General features: G+C 35.5%; 14 protein-coding genes and 2 pseudogenes. All 16 read left to right on the top strand.

Translation table 11 applies throughout. The features are described 5' to 3' along the window. Position 1 precedes the first annotated feature (1 nt). The 16 genes and pseudogenes from HMPREF9469_RS18780 to HMPREF9469_RS18710 all read left to right on the top strand — a co-directional run bounded on the left by HMPREF9469_RS18780 (position 2) and on the right by HMPREF9469_RS18710 (position 14,623). Complete coding sequence (locus tag HMPREF9469_RS18780; protein WP_007865149.1) at positions 2 to 1,147, top strand: glycosyltransferase family 4 protein; 1,146 nt, start codon at positions 2 to 4, stop codon at positions 1,145 to 1,147. Between the two features lie 585 nt (positions 1,148 to 1,732). Next, complete coding sequence (locus HMPREF9469_RS31420) at positions 1,733 to 2,368, top strand: O-antigen ligase family protein (protein WP_082197773.1); 636 nt, start codon at positions 1,733 to 1,735, stop codon at positions 2,366 to 2,368. A gap of 21 nt (positions 2,369 to 2,389) precedes the next feature. Continuing rightward, positions 2,390 to 3,898: an MATE family efflux transporter gene (locus tag HMPREF9469_RS18770; protein WP_007865144.1), complete on the top strand. Its 1,509-nt coding sequence runs from the start codon at positions 2,390 to 2,392 to the stop codon at positions 3,896 to 3,898. After that, complete coding sequence (locus HMPREF9469_RS18765; protein WP_050814474.1) at positions 3,895 to 4,542, top strand: DUF1919 domain-containing protein; 648 nt, start codon at positions 3,895 to 3,897, stop codon at positions 4,540 to 4,542. Before HMPREF9469_RS18770 ends, HMPREF9469_RS18765 begins: the two co-directional genes overlap by 4 nt. 12 nt (positions 4,543 to 4,554) lie before the next feature. After that, positions 4,555 to 4,743, top strand: coding sequence for a glycosyltransferase family protein (locus tag HMPREF9469_RS18760; RefSeq protein ID WP_007865137.1), 189 nt, complete (start codon positions 4,555 to 4,557; stop codon positions 4,741 to 4,743). Positions 4,744 to 4,745: 2 nt separating this feature from the next. After that, positions 4,746 to 5,651, top strand: a complete 906-nt coding sequence (locus tag HMPREF9469_RS18755) for a polysaccharide pyruvyl transferase family protein (protein ID WP_242827928.1) — start codon at positions 4,746 to 4,748, stop codon at positions 5,649 to 5,651. Between the two features lie 2 nt (positions 5,652 to 5,653). Continuing rightward, positions 5,654 to 6,637, top strand: a complete 984-nt coding sequence (locus HMPREF9469_RS18750) for a DUF6625 family protein (protein ID WP_007865133.1) — start codon at positions 5,654 to 5,656, stop codon at positions 6,635 to 6,637. Next, a complete protein-coding gene (locus HMPREF9469_RS18745; RefSeq protein ID WP_007865130.1) occupies positions 6,618 to 7,823 on the top strand; it encodes a Coenzyme F420 hydrogenase/dehydrogenase, beta subunit C-terminal domain in 1,206 nt (401 codons plus the stop codon). Before HMPREF9469_RS18750 ends, HMPREF9469_RS18745 begins: the two co-directional genes overlap by 20 nt. A gap of 73 nt (positions 7,824 to 7,896) precedes the next feature. After that, positions 7,897 to 8,433 carry a VanZ family protein gene (locus HMPREF9469_RS30735; protein ID WP_007865128.1) on the top strand — a complete coding sequence of 179 codons (537 nt, stop codon included), beginning with the start codon at positions 7,897 to 7,899 and terminating at the stop codon, positions 8,431 to 8,433. A 46-nt stretch (positions 8,434 to 8,479) separates the two neighbouring features. Beyond that, positions 8,480 to 9,565 carry an NAD-dependent epimerase/dehydratase family protein gene (locus HMPREF9469_RS18735; protein ID WP_085952478.1) on the top strand — a complete coding sequence of 362 codons (1,086 nt, stop codon included), beginning with the start codon at positions 8,480 to 8,482 and terminating at the stop codon, positions 9,563 to 9,565. A 96-nt stretch (positions 9,566 to 9,661) separates the two neighbouring features. Then, complete coding sequence (locus HMPREF9469_RS18730) at positions 9,662 to 10,363, top strand: hypothetical protein (RefSeq protein WP_007865118.1); 702 nt, start codon at positions 9,662 to 9,664, stop codon at positions 10,361 to 10,363. Positions 10,364 to 10,509: 146 nt separating this feature from the next. Then, positions 10,510 to 11,760: a nucleotide sugar dehydrogenase gene (locus HMPREF9469_RS18725; RefSeq protein WP_007865116.1), complete on the top strand. Its 1,251-nt coding sequence runs from the start codon at positions 10,510 to 10,512 to the stop codon at positions 11,758 to 11,760. Positions 11,761 to 11,887: 127 nt separating this feature from the next. Then, positions 11,888 to 12,037: a hypothetical protein gene (locus HMPREF9469_RS32095; RefSeq protein ID WP_007865114.1), complete on the top strand. Its 150-nt coding sequence runs from the start codon at positions 11,888 to 11,890 to the stop codon at positions 12,035 to 12,037. Positions 12,038 to 12,213: 176 nt separating this feature from the next. Then, positions 12,214 to 13,196: pseudogene (locus tag HMPREF9469_RS33840) on the top strand (phosphohexomutase domain-containing protein); the annotation flags it as partial. A 1-nt stretch (position 13,197) separates the two neighbouring features. Then, positions 13,198 to 14,159, top strand: a pseudogene (locus HMPREF9469_RS18715) (glutamine--fructose-6-phosphate aminotransferase); the annotation flags it as partial. Positions 14,160 to 14,170: 11 nt separating this feature from the next. Next, on the top strand, positions 14,171 to 14,623 hold the full coding sequence (locus HMPREF9469_RS18710; RefSeq protein ID WP_007865099.1) for an AfsR/SARP family transcriptional regulator: 453 nt from the start codon (positions 14,171 to 14,173) through the stop codon (positions 14,621 to 14,623). Positions 14,624 to 14,646: the final 23 nt, after the last annotated feature.

The raw sequence follows: 14,646 nt of genomic DNA, 5'->3' as shown, positions 1-14,646 counted from the left end.
AATGAGATTTCTATTTACAGTTGCATCGTATTATCCTGTTGCAGGCGGTGTTCAAATGGTTACACAGTACACAGCAGAAGAGTTAGTAAAAATGGGACATGAGGTTACTATTATAGTTTCAAATTATGATAGAAATGGTAATGAAATACCTTCTCATAATGGTGTAAATCTTCTGTATACAGATGTGTATTCCTTCAGGGATAAAATACACGGAAATAAAGATGAATATATCAATTTGGTTCAAAGTATGGCTAAAGATAATGATGTATTGATTAACGTTTCTTTGCAGACAGCAACTACTGACATGTTGTTGCCGGTGCTCGATACTATTAAGTGTAAAAAGGTGCTTTATTTACATGATATTCATGATTTTTCATGGCAAACATCTGACAAAGAAAGTATCCATAGAGTGATTTCTAAAGTGTATTATAATTTATCAAGGAAAAGATTTTATAATTCAGCATATAAATACATAAAAAATTATGATTTAATAACACATTTATCGCCATTTGATTTGTCTATGAAGTACATGAAGAAACATGGTATAACTCAGAACATTGTTATAGGTAATGCTGCTTTAGATAGTGTATTTGAAGCGAAATCATATTCAGAAAAAGAAGAAAGATATTTTCTCTGTGTAGCAACATATGCAGAGCGAAAATATCAAGAATTTATTGTACGTGCATTTTATCAGGCCAATCTCAAAAACATAAAAATGATTTTTGTTGGTCGAGAGAAAAATGAATATTTGAATAAACTGCTAAAACTTAATGAAAATCTGGCAAACAATCGACCAGATAAACGAATTGAGTTCAAAGTTGGTATTTCGAGAGAGGAAACAGAATGTCTCATTGCTAATGCGGATGCAATGCTGTTAAGCAGCAATTTTGAGAGATTTCCAGTCGTTATTGTGGAAGCTATGGCTTGCGGTGTTCCATTCGTTTCAACGCAACAAGGATGTATAAAATATTTACCAGGTGGCTTTATTGTAAATAATGAAGATGAAATGAGCTATTGGATGGAATTTATTGAAAATAATCAAGAAGTTGTAAAGAAGATTGGAGCTGCTGGATATGAATATGCAATTCATAATATGACGGTAAAATCTAAGGTACAATTGCTTTTAGAATATTTAGATAAGGTGTAAAGATAATATGAAAGAGACAATATATGGGAACGGCAATAGACGAGAGTTACTTTGTCGGATATTATCAATAAATATATTTTGCACGATAGCTTTAGCCAATACTACCAGTGGGGCAGGAAGTTTACAAGTGATTTTTATATTGATAAGTAAATTGTTTATAGTTGTGACAATTTTTTTTAGTTTGTTTTATATTTTTAAGTGTTATGGGGCATTGGTATCAAAGTACATTATGTTACCATTTATATTTGTTGCATACATTTGTATTGTTTATTTAGTACACAATTATGAATTTTCGATTTCATCCTTGATTACTTCATTTCTGTTATATTTTTCATACGCCATTACACTAGATCACAAAAATTACTTTGAAATACTGCCTGATTGGATTATTTTTGGAGGGTATGGGCTTGTAATATACTATATATATTCATATCGAGGAATTATGACTCTATTTCGTTCAATGCAGATGTCATCCATTGATAATGTTTTGGTTCAAAAAAATATTCTTGCTTTCTGCATGGCAATTACAATTTTAATGTGTGCATATAAAGTAATGTATGAAAATAAAAAAAATATTTACTATTAATAATATTACCAGCTTTTATCACATTGGGAAGTGGTTCAAGACGAGGATTAATTTCTCTTTTAATTTCTATTAGTTTGCTATATGTGCTTAAGAATTTGAATTATAAAGTTATTCCTAAAATTGTTGCTATAATAATATTGATTTGTGTTGCTTATAAAATATTGCAAAATAGTGAGATGTCTTATTTGACAGAACGAGTAGAAAGCCTTCTATACATCTTTTCAGATTCATCGTCTTCATCTGCTTCTGATCAAGGTAGAATGGCAATGATAGAAACGGGGTTGCATATGTTTGCAAGCAAACCTTTTTTTGGTTATGGAGCAGGTGGTTTTAAAGCCTTATCAGGTTATAGAATCTATTCACATAATAATTATGTAGAATTATTAGTGAACTATGGAATAACAGGTTTTATAACGTATTATGGTCTAATATTAAATATTTTAGTAAATTTATTCAGAAATATTAAAATAAAAAAAGATGATTATTCCAAACTTCTATTTACATTTTGGATTACAAGATTAGTGTCTGATTTTGGCAACGTATCATACTACGATAGATTGACGCACATTGTGATAGCTTTTTCTATAGTATACATTTATAAATTGAAATACCCACGCAAATTATGTCAACATTAAATCTTTGACTTTGGAGGATTTATGAAGAGTAAGATTTTATTAAATGTAAAATACGGAGTGTTATCTCAAATAGTGAAAACACTTCTGCAGTTTGCAAGTAGAAAGGTATTTATTTATTTTTTGGGAATTGAACTTCTTGGGGTAAACTCTTTGTTTGCAAGTATTCTTTCAATTTTATCAATGACAGAATTGGGGGTAGGTTCAGCGGTAGCTTACAGTTTATACAAACCAATAGCGGATAAAGATTCTAAGAAAATAGCCGGCATTATGTGCTTATATCGAAAGGTATACAGGATTATCGGTTTTGTTGTTCTTGGTATCGGTATAGTGCTACTTCCGTTTATCCCTATGATGGTAAATACTACTGATAATATACCGTTTATCAGAGTGATGTTTTTCATAGTATTATTAAAAACGGCACTAACATACCTATTATATGCATATTCTCAAACTTTTTTGATTGCATCAGAGCAGAAGTATGAAGTAGATAAGACGATCTCTTTGTTTTATATAATTACGAATATCTGTGAAATATGTGTTCTTTTTTTAATAAGGAATTTCATTACATATCTCATTATAGAAATGCTTTGCCTTATCGGTCAGCAGTATACAATATATAAGAAAGCATATAAACAATACCCAGACATTATGTGTGCCCGTGGTGTGCAACTGAAAAAGAGTGAGAAAAAAGAAATATGGAAAAATGTATATGGGCTTTCGATAAATAAGTTTGCAGGAGCAATTCTTAGTTCGATTGATAATGTGATTATTTCAACATTCATTTCTACCACAGTAGTAGGTATATATTCTAATTATACAATGATTTTGGCTGCAGCCACAGGGATTATTTCTATGGTATTTACATCTGTTACTGCAAATGTTGGAAGAAAATTTGCTGATAAGTCTATCAGTGAAGAACATTTTTACATAATGTTTTATTTAAACTTTCTTATATGTGGTTTGAGTACGGCACTATTTTATTTGTTAATCAATGATTTTATATCTATTATGTTTGGAAAAGATTTGGTGTTGGATAATGTGGCAGTATTAGCAATTACAATTAATATGTTAGTATCATATATGGGACAGACGATACAGGTATTTAAAGATGCATCAGGCATTTTCTGGTACGGAAAATATAGACCACTTGTTACTTGTATAATGAATATTGTTTTTTCAATTATTTTGGTAAAGCCTTTTGGAATTGCCGGTGTCGTTATTGCTACTGCCTTAAGTCGTATTTTTACTACAGTATGGTTCGACCCATATCTTGTTTTTAAACATGCTTTTAGTAAAGGAACGAGAAGATATTGGGCAACTTATTTCTTATATATATTTGTTATTGCATCAGCTGTATGTTTAACAAATTTGGTATTTACATTATTCAAATTGAATTCTGGAAGTATCGTGATATTTGTTACAAAGACTGTAATATCTATTGTGTTGTGTTCCATTGTGATGTTATTGGGAACAGTTTGGATGAAAGAAACAAAAATGATTTTTAAGATGATTCTTGGGGAAAAAAAGTGAAAAAGATAAAAAAATATCAAAAAAAGATATATACATCAACTATACAGAAATTTGTTCGATTGTTCAGGAGAGAGTATTTTTTGAAAAATAAGAATTTCACGATTATTTCTAATAACTGCTGGGGAGGTCGTGTGTATCAAAGATATGGACTTCCGTATACATCCCCAACCATTGGGTTGCTTTTATTTGCTGATGAGTACATCAAGTTTGTATCAAATATGAAATACTATCTTTCTCTTGATTTGGAATTTATTCCCAAGACAGAATCTCGCTATTATGAATACTATACAGAGAAAGATAAGTATTATCCTATTGGTGTGTTGGGGGATATTGAAATTGTCTTTTTGCATTATAAAAGTGAAGATGAGGCACGAGAAAAGTGGAATAGACGGAAACAGAGAATTAACTGGAACAATTTGATTGTCAAGTTTAATGATCAAAATAGGGCTACTGAGGAACATATACGAGCATTTGATTCATTACCATATAAAAACAAGCTATGTTTTGTTGCACACCCAGTAGAGGGAACAGAGAGCACAATTCAGTTTACTGAATTTCAAAATGAAAAATTTGTGAAAAACGACATAACCTCATATAAGAGGTATATCAATATTGATAAATATTTGAATGAACATAGAGATTAGAAGGAGAATTTAATGAAGGTTGCCATTGCTACAATGCACGCTGCAAGAAATTACGGAGCTGTGCTTCAAACATATGCATTACAGCAATATTATGAGAATGTTGGATGTGATGTGGAAATTATTAACTATAAATTGCCCAATCAGAGCACAAGAGGGTATTTATTTAATATTAATAGTAAGTTTAAAAAAATATTTTGTTGAAAGTGGCATACCTTGCAAAGACGATTTTACCGAAATGCTTGACCACAAAACTATTTTTAGATTTTCAAAATAGAATGCTTCATCTTTCTGCTCCCGTTGTTTTAGAAGACGGAGAGGTAAAAGAATATCCTAAAGCTGATATATATTGCTCTGGAAGTGATCAAATTTGGAATCCGAGAGCAAATGGCGGATTTAATCCCGTATATTTTTTATCAGAGGCTAATGGAAAGAAAGTATCTTATGCTTCTAGTATAGGAATTCACGATTTATCAGAATTAGAAGAGAAACAAATGAAAAGTTATTTGAGAGAATTTGCTAATATATCTGTTCGTGAACTTTCCAGTGTTCCGATGCTCAAGGAGATGGGATATGACGCATTCTGTGCACTTGATCCGACATTGTTGTTGACGCAGGATGATTGGACAAAGTTTTCGCATGAAAGCATTGATGAAGAACCATATCTATTGGTCTATTACTTTGGAAATGCTAAGGATGCTATGAATACAGCTTCATTGATTGCTCATAAACGAGGATTGAAAATCAGACGAATTGCAGTTGGATTTGAAAAATATGCCTGTGATGAAGAAATAGAACGTTTTATCTCACCGGAACGTTTTGTTTCCTTGTTTTTAAATTCTTCTTATGTGATAACAAATTCGTTTCATGGAACTATTTTTTCAATCAATTTTAAAAAGCAGTTTTTAACCTATCCGACAACCAAAAAAAATGCTCGATTTGATAGTGTATTTCAAATGTTTGGGTTAAGTGATAGAAACTTACAGTTGTATTCGTCTGAGGAGGCTGTTGAGATTCCGGACGTTGATTATTCAGATGTTACTCAGATATTGAATGTAAGGCGCAGAGAGTCCGGGGAGTATGTAGAAGAAACGTTAAAGATAGAGGGATAGTTATGAAAAAAGCGATTTTTATTATTCCGTATTTTGGAAAATTACCATACTATTTCCTGTTGTGGGAAAAAACAGCAGGATATAACAAAGAGTTTACTTTTTGGATTTTAACTGATGACAAAACTGTTGTAACACATTATGAGAATGTGGTGATAACTCAGCTCTCTTTTGAACAGTTTGTTCAAAAGGCGCAAAAGGTATTTGATTTTCCTGTTGGGCTGACAACTCCTCGTAAATTGTGCGACTTTAAACCGACATATGGTTATATATTCGAAGATGAGATAAAGGATTATCAGTATTGGGGCTATTGTGATATAGATGTCGTTCTTGGAAATCTAAATAAACTGATTCCATTGGAAGAAGGACATGATAAGTTATTTGTTCATGGGCATATGACGCTATTTAAAAATACGCCTGACATAAACAGGATGTTTATGTCAGATATTCATAGTAATGAAACGTTTCAGGATGTTTTGGCGGATACAGAAAATCATATATTTGATGAACCTTCAGATGGACTGAATATTAATTTAATCTCAGAACAATGTGGTATTAAGACCTTCTTTGATTATAAGGTGGCTGATATTAATCCATATTCCTATCTTTTTAAAAGATCTTTATATGATTATAGCTGCCCGAGAAAACAGGGACGTATCGTAAAACAGGAAAATATAGCAAAACAAATTTTTTATTGGGAAAGGGGAAATCTGTTTCGATATGCATTAAATAGCAGTAATGAAATGGAGGTAGATGAGTTCCGTTATTTTCATTTTCAGAAAAGAAATATGAAAATTGGAGATATTGAGACTTGTGATTCATTCCTTATTATTCCTAATACGGTAATTCCTTTTGAAGAGGGTATAATTGGAGACACCATTCAGGGTTACACTAAAGATAAGTTGATATATCCTCAATACTATTATTTGAAGTGGAAAAATTTAAAGAAAAAAGTTGGAGGACGTATACATGTTGGTTCTAGAGGATAAGACAAAATGTACCGGCTGTTCAGCTTGTGCTCAAAAATGTTCACAAAAATGTATTAAAATGATACCTGATGAAGAGGGCTTTTTGTATCCGCATATTTCTGATACGGAGTGTATACATTGCGGGATATGTACAAAAGTATGTCCGCAAGAGAATGAAAGTTATGTAAATAAGGAACCTGTCGCTTTCTGGGGGGGAATGGTAAAGGATGAAGCACTGTTAAAAAGCAGCTCATCAGGCGGAGCCTTTTCAGCTATCTGTATGTCACTGGATGAAGATGCAATTATTTGTGGTGCAACATATGATGATGAGCTTAAAGTACACCATTCATGTTGTAAAAATGGCAGTGAAATTGAAATCTTTCGAAAATCTAAATATTTACAGAGTGATGTTAGAAGTGTTTATTCAGAGATAAAACAATTTTTGAAAGATGATAAAACAGTTCTGTTCTCAGGAACAGCATGTCAGGTTGCAGGATTATATGCGCACCTTGGAAATAAACCAGATAAATTATATACTGTGGACTTAATTTGTCATGGGGTTCCAAGTCAAAAGGTGTTTGATGCTTACATTAGTAGTTTGGGAAAACATAAAAATATGAAGATTTCCAGATTTTCCTTTAGAGATAAAAGTTATTTCTGGGGAGACTGGGAAATTGGAACAGCTTTTGGAGATAAAAAACAGTGGAAACATCAAGCTTGGGGTGAAGATTATTATATGACAGGTTTCCTTAGAGGGCTGTTTTACAGGCCGTCATGCTATCAATGTAAGTATGCAAATTCAGATATACAACGTCCTGCTGATTTGACAATCGGAGATTTTTGGGGAAGCGGGAAAGTTAATCCGCAATATAATGATAAAAAAGGGAGTTCGTTAATTGTAGTAAATTCTATCAAGGGTCAAGAACTGCTTGATAAAATGAAAAGCACTATGAAGCTTTCTCTAGTTGACAGAAATCAAGCGATTGAAGAAAACCACAATTTAATTGAGCCTACGAAAACAAATCCGAGAAGAGGTGAATTCTTCGTTGGATTATCTGAAAATCAGGATTTTATGGATTTAATGGAAAAATTCAGGAAAGGGGAATCTCATTCCCAGAAGATAAGAGTGATTGTTACTAAGTTAGTACCATGGATTGTAGAGAAGAAGAGAATAAAAGTAAGAGAAGAACGTAAGGCTGGAACTTAATAAAAAATACAGATTAAGTCTCATTATGATGCAATTCGGATAGTTTTCTGTACAAGTTTTGGGAGGATTGCGTATGTTGAGAGTTATAGCTTTTTTAGGAATCGTGCTCATTATTGCATTTGTGATGAAGCTTTTGCACGAATTCTGTTCAAGAAAAACATTCTATTTTTTGAAATGGTTTATTTTCTGCAGCTATTTTATGAGTGTGCTATATATTACAATATTTTCGCGACCGACTGGAAGTGAAATGAAAGCAAAGTTGGGATTATTCCGTCCATTTCGTGAAAGTTTTTCTTTACACTACACATGGCCAGAGACTTTTCGCATATTTGTTACGGAAGGAATGTCAAGTGCAATACATCTAAGAAGCAATGAGATGTTTCCAAGTATGTTGCTCAATATTATAATGTTCATCCCTATGGGAAATTTGATCCCCTACTTAGTGAAAAAAGCGAAAATTAAATATGCATGTGTCATAGCTGGGATTGTTTCTTTGGCGATCGAGATGATTCAGTATTTCTCTATGAGAGGATGTTTTGAAACGGATGATTTAATTACGAATATTTTAGGGGCTTTCATAGGGTATATTTTATATAAATGTATTGAATGAAAACAATGGTGAGAGATACTTGAGTATTATGGAAAGGACGAAAATGATGGTAAATATTGAACTAAAGAATAAGACAATTCTGGTAACTGGAGCTGCAGGTTTTATTGGTTCTAATCTTGTGTTGGAACTTTTAAAAAAAGAATCACCAGTTAATATTATCGGAATTGATAATTTGAATGATTATTACGATGTAAGTATTAAAGAATGGCGATTAAAAGAAATTGAAAAGGAAACTGAAAGGCATCAGGAATCTATCTGGACATTTATAAAAGGAAACATTGCTGATAAAGTACTAATTGAGAGTATCTTTGAAAACTATCAGCCACAAATAGTTGTGAATTTGGCAGCACAGGCAGGTGTTCGATATTCTATTACCAATCCGGACGTTTATATTGAATCGAATTTGATCGGATTTTACAATATCTTAGAGGCTTGCCGTCATTCTTATGATGAAGGTGCTTACGGAGTAGAGCACTTAGTATATGCTTCTTCTTCCTCTGTGTACGGTACGAATAAGAAAGTTCCATATTCCACAGATGATAAGGTGGATAATCCGGTATCGTTATATGCAGCTACAAAGAAATCAAATGAGCTGATGGCTCATGCATATAGTAAGCTATATAATATCCCGTCCACTGGACTGCGTTTCTTTACTGTCTACGGACCGGCAGGTAGACCGGATATGGCTTACTTTGGATTTACGAATAAACTAATAAAAGGTGAAACAATACAGATTTTTAATTACGGAAATTGCAAACGTGATTTTACCTATGTGGATGATATTGTGGAAGGTGTGAAACGTGTGATGCAGGCTCCGCCAGAGAAGAAGAACGGAGAGGATAGGCTTCCGATTCCACCATATGCCGTGTACAATATTGGTAACAATCAGCCGGAGAATCTGCTTGATTTTGTGACAATCCTTCAGGAAGAACTGATCAGAGCGGAGGTGTTACCTGCAGATTATGATTTTGAAGCACATAAAGAACTTGTTCCGATGCAGCCGGGAGATGTGCCTGTTACATATGCAGATACAAGTGCACTTGAACATGACTTTGGATTTAAACCGAACACAAGTCTCAGCGATGGATTGAGAAAGTTTGCCGAGTGGTATAAGACGTTCTACCTGAATTAAACAAAGCACTATATTTGAAACACCGGGGGTGATGAAATGCCACTATTATTTGAAATGAAACTTCCGGAAACAACCGATGATAGAGAATTTTAAGATATGGTAGTAGATGTCTGTAACGGGATTTATGGAATAGAATTTAGGAAATATGGACGTTGGGGACAGAAGCAATATGGAATAGATATTTTTGAAGACAGCATAAAACATGAGAGGGCTGTACAGTGCAAAAACTATAAACTGAATGTAGCTGAGTTAGATAAAATCATCCATTGCATTACGGTCAATTTTCAAATAGGAGAATTTATAGTTGCTACTAGCGGAAATACAGATGCCAGATTACATAATCGTGTAATTTTGTTTAATCAATCCCAAAACTATCCATATAAAATCACACTGTTGTTTTGGGATGATATTGAAAATGTGATTGTTGAAAACAAATTGCTGTTGCAAAAGTATTATAAGAACCCATCATCAGCTTTCGAGAATAATGGATATAGCGTGGGTAATATGACAGATGAATTTAATTGCATATTATCAGAACATCATGATGTAGAATTTTTAAAAGGTGATCCGATTGCAGGATTTTCCTATGAGTTATGTGTAGATATAGATGTTTTTTTAGGGATCATGGATAAATTGCTCAATAAGTTTTTGATTTTTCAAAAAACAGAGACGTATAATGCAATAGCAAAATTCAGGTATAAGATGGATGAACTTGCAGAGTATCTTTCAAAAAAGCTATATTTAAGTAATAATAGAGAATTTGTTCTATACCTCCCCCTCGTATCAAGAAAACATTGATACAAGTATGAAAAAACAGCAGGAAATTGTTACAAATTCAAATCGTATGAAGGAAGAAATTAATTAGCTATATGGAGTTATAAACCAGGGAAAAACACTATTTCCATATTGATATATGGAATAGGACAGAGGAGTGAAACATTATTATGAAAAACTTTGAAGATTTGAAGATTGCGGTGGCTGGAACCGGTTATGTCGGATTATCCATTGCAACATTATTATCTCAGCATCATGAAGTGATTGCTGTAGATATTGTACCAGAAAAGGCAGACTTAATTAACAATAGGAAGTCACCAATTCAAGATGAGTATATTGAGAAGTATTTAACTGAAAAAGACCTTAATCTAATGGCAACACTGGATCCGAAAATTGCATATAAAGATGCAGATTTTGTTGTGATTGCGGCACCGACTAATTATGATAGTAAAAAGAACTTTTTTAATACATCTGCAGTTGAGATGGTTATAAAAACAGTCATTGAGTATAATCCGGAAGCTATTGTGGTAATCAAATCAACCATCCCGGTTGGTTTTACGGCTTCCGTTCGAGAAAAATATCATTGTGATAATATTATTTTCAGCCCGGAGTTCCTGCGAGAGTCAAAGGCTCTTTATGATAATCTGTATCCTTCGCGAATTATTGTCGGAACGGATATCCAGAATGCAAGGCTGGTAAAGGCAGCTCATACATTTGCTGAACTTCTCCAAGAGGGTGCAATTAAGGAAGATATTGATACATTATTTATGGGATTTACAGAGGCAGAAGCAGTGAAGCTGTTTGCAAATACATATTTGGCACTTCGTGTATCTTATTTCAATGAGCTTGATACCTACGCAGAGATGAAAGGGTTAGATACGCAACAGATTATCAATGGTGTGTGTCTGGATCCGAGAATCGGTACACACTATAATAACCCGTCTTTCGGATATGGGGGATACTGTTTGCCGAAAGATACAAAACAGCTCCTTGCAAATTATGCAGATGTACCCCAGAATATGATGAGTGCCATTGTGGAGAGCAACCGGACAAGAAAAGACTTTATCGCAGATCAGGTACTGCATATGGCAGGGTATTACGAAGAAAATAGTTCCTGGGATGAAAGCAGAGAGAAAGATGTTGTGATTGGTGTTTATCGACTGACCATGAAAAGCAATTCTGATAACTTCCGCGAGAGCAGTATTCAAGGTGTCATGAAACGTGTGAAGGCGAAAGGTGCGACTGTGATTGTATATGAGCCAACACTTGAAAACGGTGTCAAGTTCTTCGGAAGCGAAGTTGTAAATGATCTTGATGAATTCAAAAAACGCTGTGATGCTATCATTGCAAACAGATATGATTCCTTACTGGATGATGTAAAAGAAAAAGTCTATACAAGAGATGTATATCAGAGAGATTAAATATTTCAAATGTTGTCTGCCCTAGCCCCACTTCTGAGAGTTTCAGGGAGGTGCAGGGCAACAATAATTTTTATAATCTGATTAGATTAACATGGTTATTTGACAATTGATTGGAGAATGGTAAGTTATGGGAAAACAGAAAAAGAATCCAAATTATGATGTAGAGAGAATCTTTAAGGAATATACCGATGCAGTAGTTGAAATTTATCTGACAGAGCAAAACGGTCAGACAGTTTCGATACGTTCTGTTGCTGACGAGTTTGATACCATCGTTTAGTAGCCATAAATTTTCTCTTCTATAGGTTGTAAGATATGTTGGTGTTATTACCCCTATTTTACCACTCTTGGAAAGAAAATTCATATAGATCAAGTGACAAAACCCAGTAAAATCAAAGGGTTGCGGCGTATATCAAACGCCTAAAAATACATATATTAAGGAGATACATCATGTAAAAATACTTCGGCACCAATGGCTTCCGCGGCGAAGCCAACAAAACACTAACAGTAGAGCACGCATACAAGATCGGCCGGTTCCTGGGCTGGTACTACAGCAAAAATAAAAAAGATGAGAAATGCCGGGTTGTCATCGGAAAAGACACCCGGCGTTCTTCATACATGTTTGAATATTCCCTGGCCGCCGGGCTTACGGCATCCGGCGCGGACGCTTACCTTCTTCATGTGACCACCACCCCCAGCGTCTCCTACGTGGCTTGCACCGAAGGCTTTGACTGCGGCTCCCCCCACATGGACGGGCTTATATAGTTTGTCAAGGAACAGAAACTGGAGGTGGGATTTGCGTTTGATGGAGATGCAGACCGATGCCTGTGCGTGGATGAAAAGGGCAATTTAGTTGACGGCGACCTTATCCTTTACATATGTGGTTGCTACATGAAAGAACGCGGAAAACTCCTGGGTAATAAGGTAGTTACCACGGCCATGTCTAATTTTGGTCTGTATAAAGCCCTAGAGGAAGTTGGTATCGAATATGAAAAGACTGCAGTAGGGGATAAATATGTTTATGAAAATATGGCCTCCAACGGCTACCGCATTGGCGGTGAACAGTCGGGCCATATTATTTTTGCAAATATGCAACCACAAGAGACGGAATCCTGACAGCTATTAAGATGACGGAAGTGATACTGGAGAAAAAGCAGCCTTTGAGTAAGCTGGCAGAACCGGTACATATTTATCCTCAGGTTTTGGAAAATATTCGGGTGAAGGATAAAAGGGCTGCCAGGGAGGATGCAGATGCACAGAATGCCATATGCCAAGTGGAGCAAAAACTTGGAAAAGAGGGCCGCATCCTTGTAAGGGAAAGCGGGACCGAGCCGGTAATGCGAGTTATGGTGGAGACGGTCGACCCGGCCATATGCAGGGAATACGTGGACCAGGTCATTAGCATTATCATAGCTAAAGGCCATCCGGAGGTATTATAGTATGTGCGGAATTGTAGGATATGCTGGTGAAAACCAGGCAGCTTCCATACTGCTAGACGGACTGGAGAGGCTGGAATACAGAGGGTACGATTCCGCGGGAATTGCGGTAGCAGGCCGGACAGAAGCAGGTGAGGAATACCTTGAGGTGATTAAGGCTAAAGGCCGCCTGAAGGTACTTTGTGAAATGACGGATAATGGGAAAGCGGTGATCGGTTCCTGCGGAATCGGACATACCAGATGGGCCACCCATGGAGAGCCTTCTGTAGTTAATTCCCACCCCCACTGTGCAGGGGATAAGAGTGTAGCAGTGGTTCACAACGGAATCATTGAAAACTTTCAGGAAATAAAAAATAAACTGCAAAAAGGCGGTGCCGAGTTTATTTCGCAGACAGATACAGAAGTGCTGGCCCATCTTATGGAAAAGTATTACAAGGGAAACCCCATTGAGGCTATTGCCCGCATGATGGTGAGGGTCCGCGGCTCATATGCCCTTAGCATCCTGTTTAAGGATAGACCAGGAGAGATATATGCGGTGCGCAATGATAGTCCCTTGATCGCAGGACGTTCCAGACAAGGAAATTTCATTGCCTCTGATGTGCCCGCTATCCTGAAATACACAAGAGAGATCTATTTGTTAAGAATATGGAGATCCTCTGCATTACCAAGGACAATGTCTGTTTATATAATATCGACCAGGAACAGATGGAACCGGAGTTTTTCCTGATAGATTGGGATACAGAGGCGGCAGAAAAAGGTGGGTTTGAACATTTCATGCTGAAAGAAATTTATGAACAGCCCAAAGCAGTAAGGGATACCCTGAACACCAGGATCAAAGACAATCAGAACACACTGGATGATTTAGAAATGAAGAATGAGGAAATTCAAGGCTTAAGGAGGATCCGGATGGTTGAATGCGGTTCCGCCTATCATGTGCGTATGAGTGCAAAATACATTTTTGAACAGGAAGATACAATATGATTTTTATTCAGACATTTTGCGGATTTGATGTTTTTATTAATAATCAGATGATATACTTTCCCAGCAAAAAAGCAAAGGAGCTTCTGGCTATCCTTGTGGATAAACGAGGGGGCAGTGTAACCATTTCCCAGCTTGCATATATGTTGTATGAAGAAGTTCCGGAGATCACAGCCAAAAAGAATATACGGGTACTTGCCCACCGCCTGCGGAAAACATTAAAAGAGCATGAATGCGAGGAACTTCTGATTCACCGGCGCGGCATATATTCAGTCAATACCCAATCATTTACCTGTGATCTATACGAATTGTTAAGTGGGAATAAAACATATATGGCGGCTTACACAGGAAACTATATGTCGGAATATGTATGGGCAGCTCAAACAGTTCCCTATTTAAATGTGGTATACGGCAATTATTATGACAAGGAGACGCCTCCTGGGAATCAATAAAATGGTGTTTCATTTGCTGGGGT

The sequence above is a fragment of the [Clostridium] citroniae WAL-17108 genome (assembly GCF_000233455.1).
Lineage (GTDB): Bacteria > Bacillota > Clostridia > Lachnospirales > Lachnospiraceae > Enterocloster > Enterocloster citroniae.
This window is presented reverse-complemented; position numbering and strand designations above follow the sequence as displayed.

Excerpts from the sequence above, each read along its gene's own strand:
- HMPREF9469_RS18780 (WP_007865149.1), top strand. The coding sequence starts at position 2 with ATGAGATTTCTATTTACAGTTGCATCGTATTATCCTGTTGCAGGCGGT.
- HMPREF9469_RS18770 (WP_007865144.1), top strand. The coding sequence starts at position 2,390 with ATGAAGAGTAAGATTTTATTAAATGTAAAATACGGAGTGTTATCTCAA.
- HMPREF9469_RS18760 (WP_007865137.1), top strand. The coding sequence starts at position 4,555 with ATGAAGGTTGCCATTGCTACAATGCACGCTGCAAGAAATTACGGAGCT.
- HMPREF9469_RS18750 (WP_007865133.1), top strand. The coding sequence starts at position 5,654 with ATGAAAAAAGCGATTTTTATTATTCCGTATTTTGGAAAATTACCATAC.
- HMPREF9469_RS18745 (WP_007865130.1), top strand. The coding sequence starts at position 6,618 with ATGTTGGTTCTAGAGGATAAGACAAAATGTACCGGCTGTTCAGCTTGT.
- HMPREF9469_RS30735 (WP_007865128.1), top strand. The coding sequence starts at position 7,897 with ATGTTGAGAGTTATAGCTTTTTTAGGAATCGTGCTCATTATTGCATTT.
- HMPREF9469_RS18735 (WP_085952478.1), top strand. The coding sequence starts at position 8,480 with ATGGTAAATATTGAACTAAAGAATAAGACAATTCTGGTAACTGGAGCT.
- HMPREF9469_RS18730 (WP_007865118.1), top strand. The coding sequence starts at position 9,662 with ATGGTAGTAGATGTCTGTAACGGGATTTATGGAATAGAATTTAGGAAA.
- HMPREF9469_RS18725 (WP_007865116.1), top strand. The coding sequence starts at position 10,510 with ATGAAAAACTTTGAAGATTTGAAGATTGCGGTGGCTGGAACCGGTTAT.
- HMPREF9469_RS32095 (WP_007865114.1), top strand. The coding sequence starts at position 11,888 with ATGGGAAAACAGAAAAAGAATCCAAATTATGATGTAGAGAGAATCTTT.
- HMPREF9469_RS18710 (WP_007865099.1), top strand. The coding sequence starts at position 14,171 with ATGATTTTTATTCAGACATTTTGCGGATTTGATGTTTTTATTAATAAT.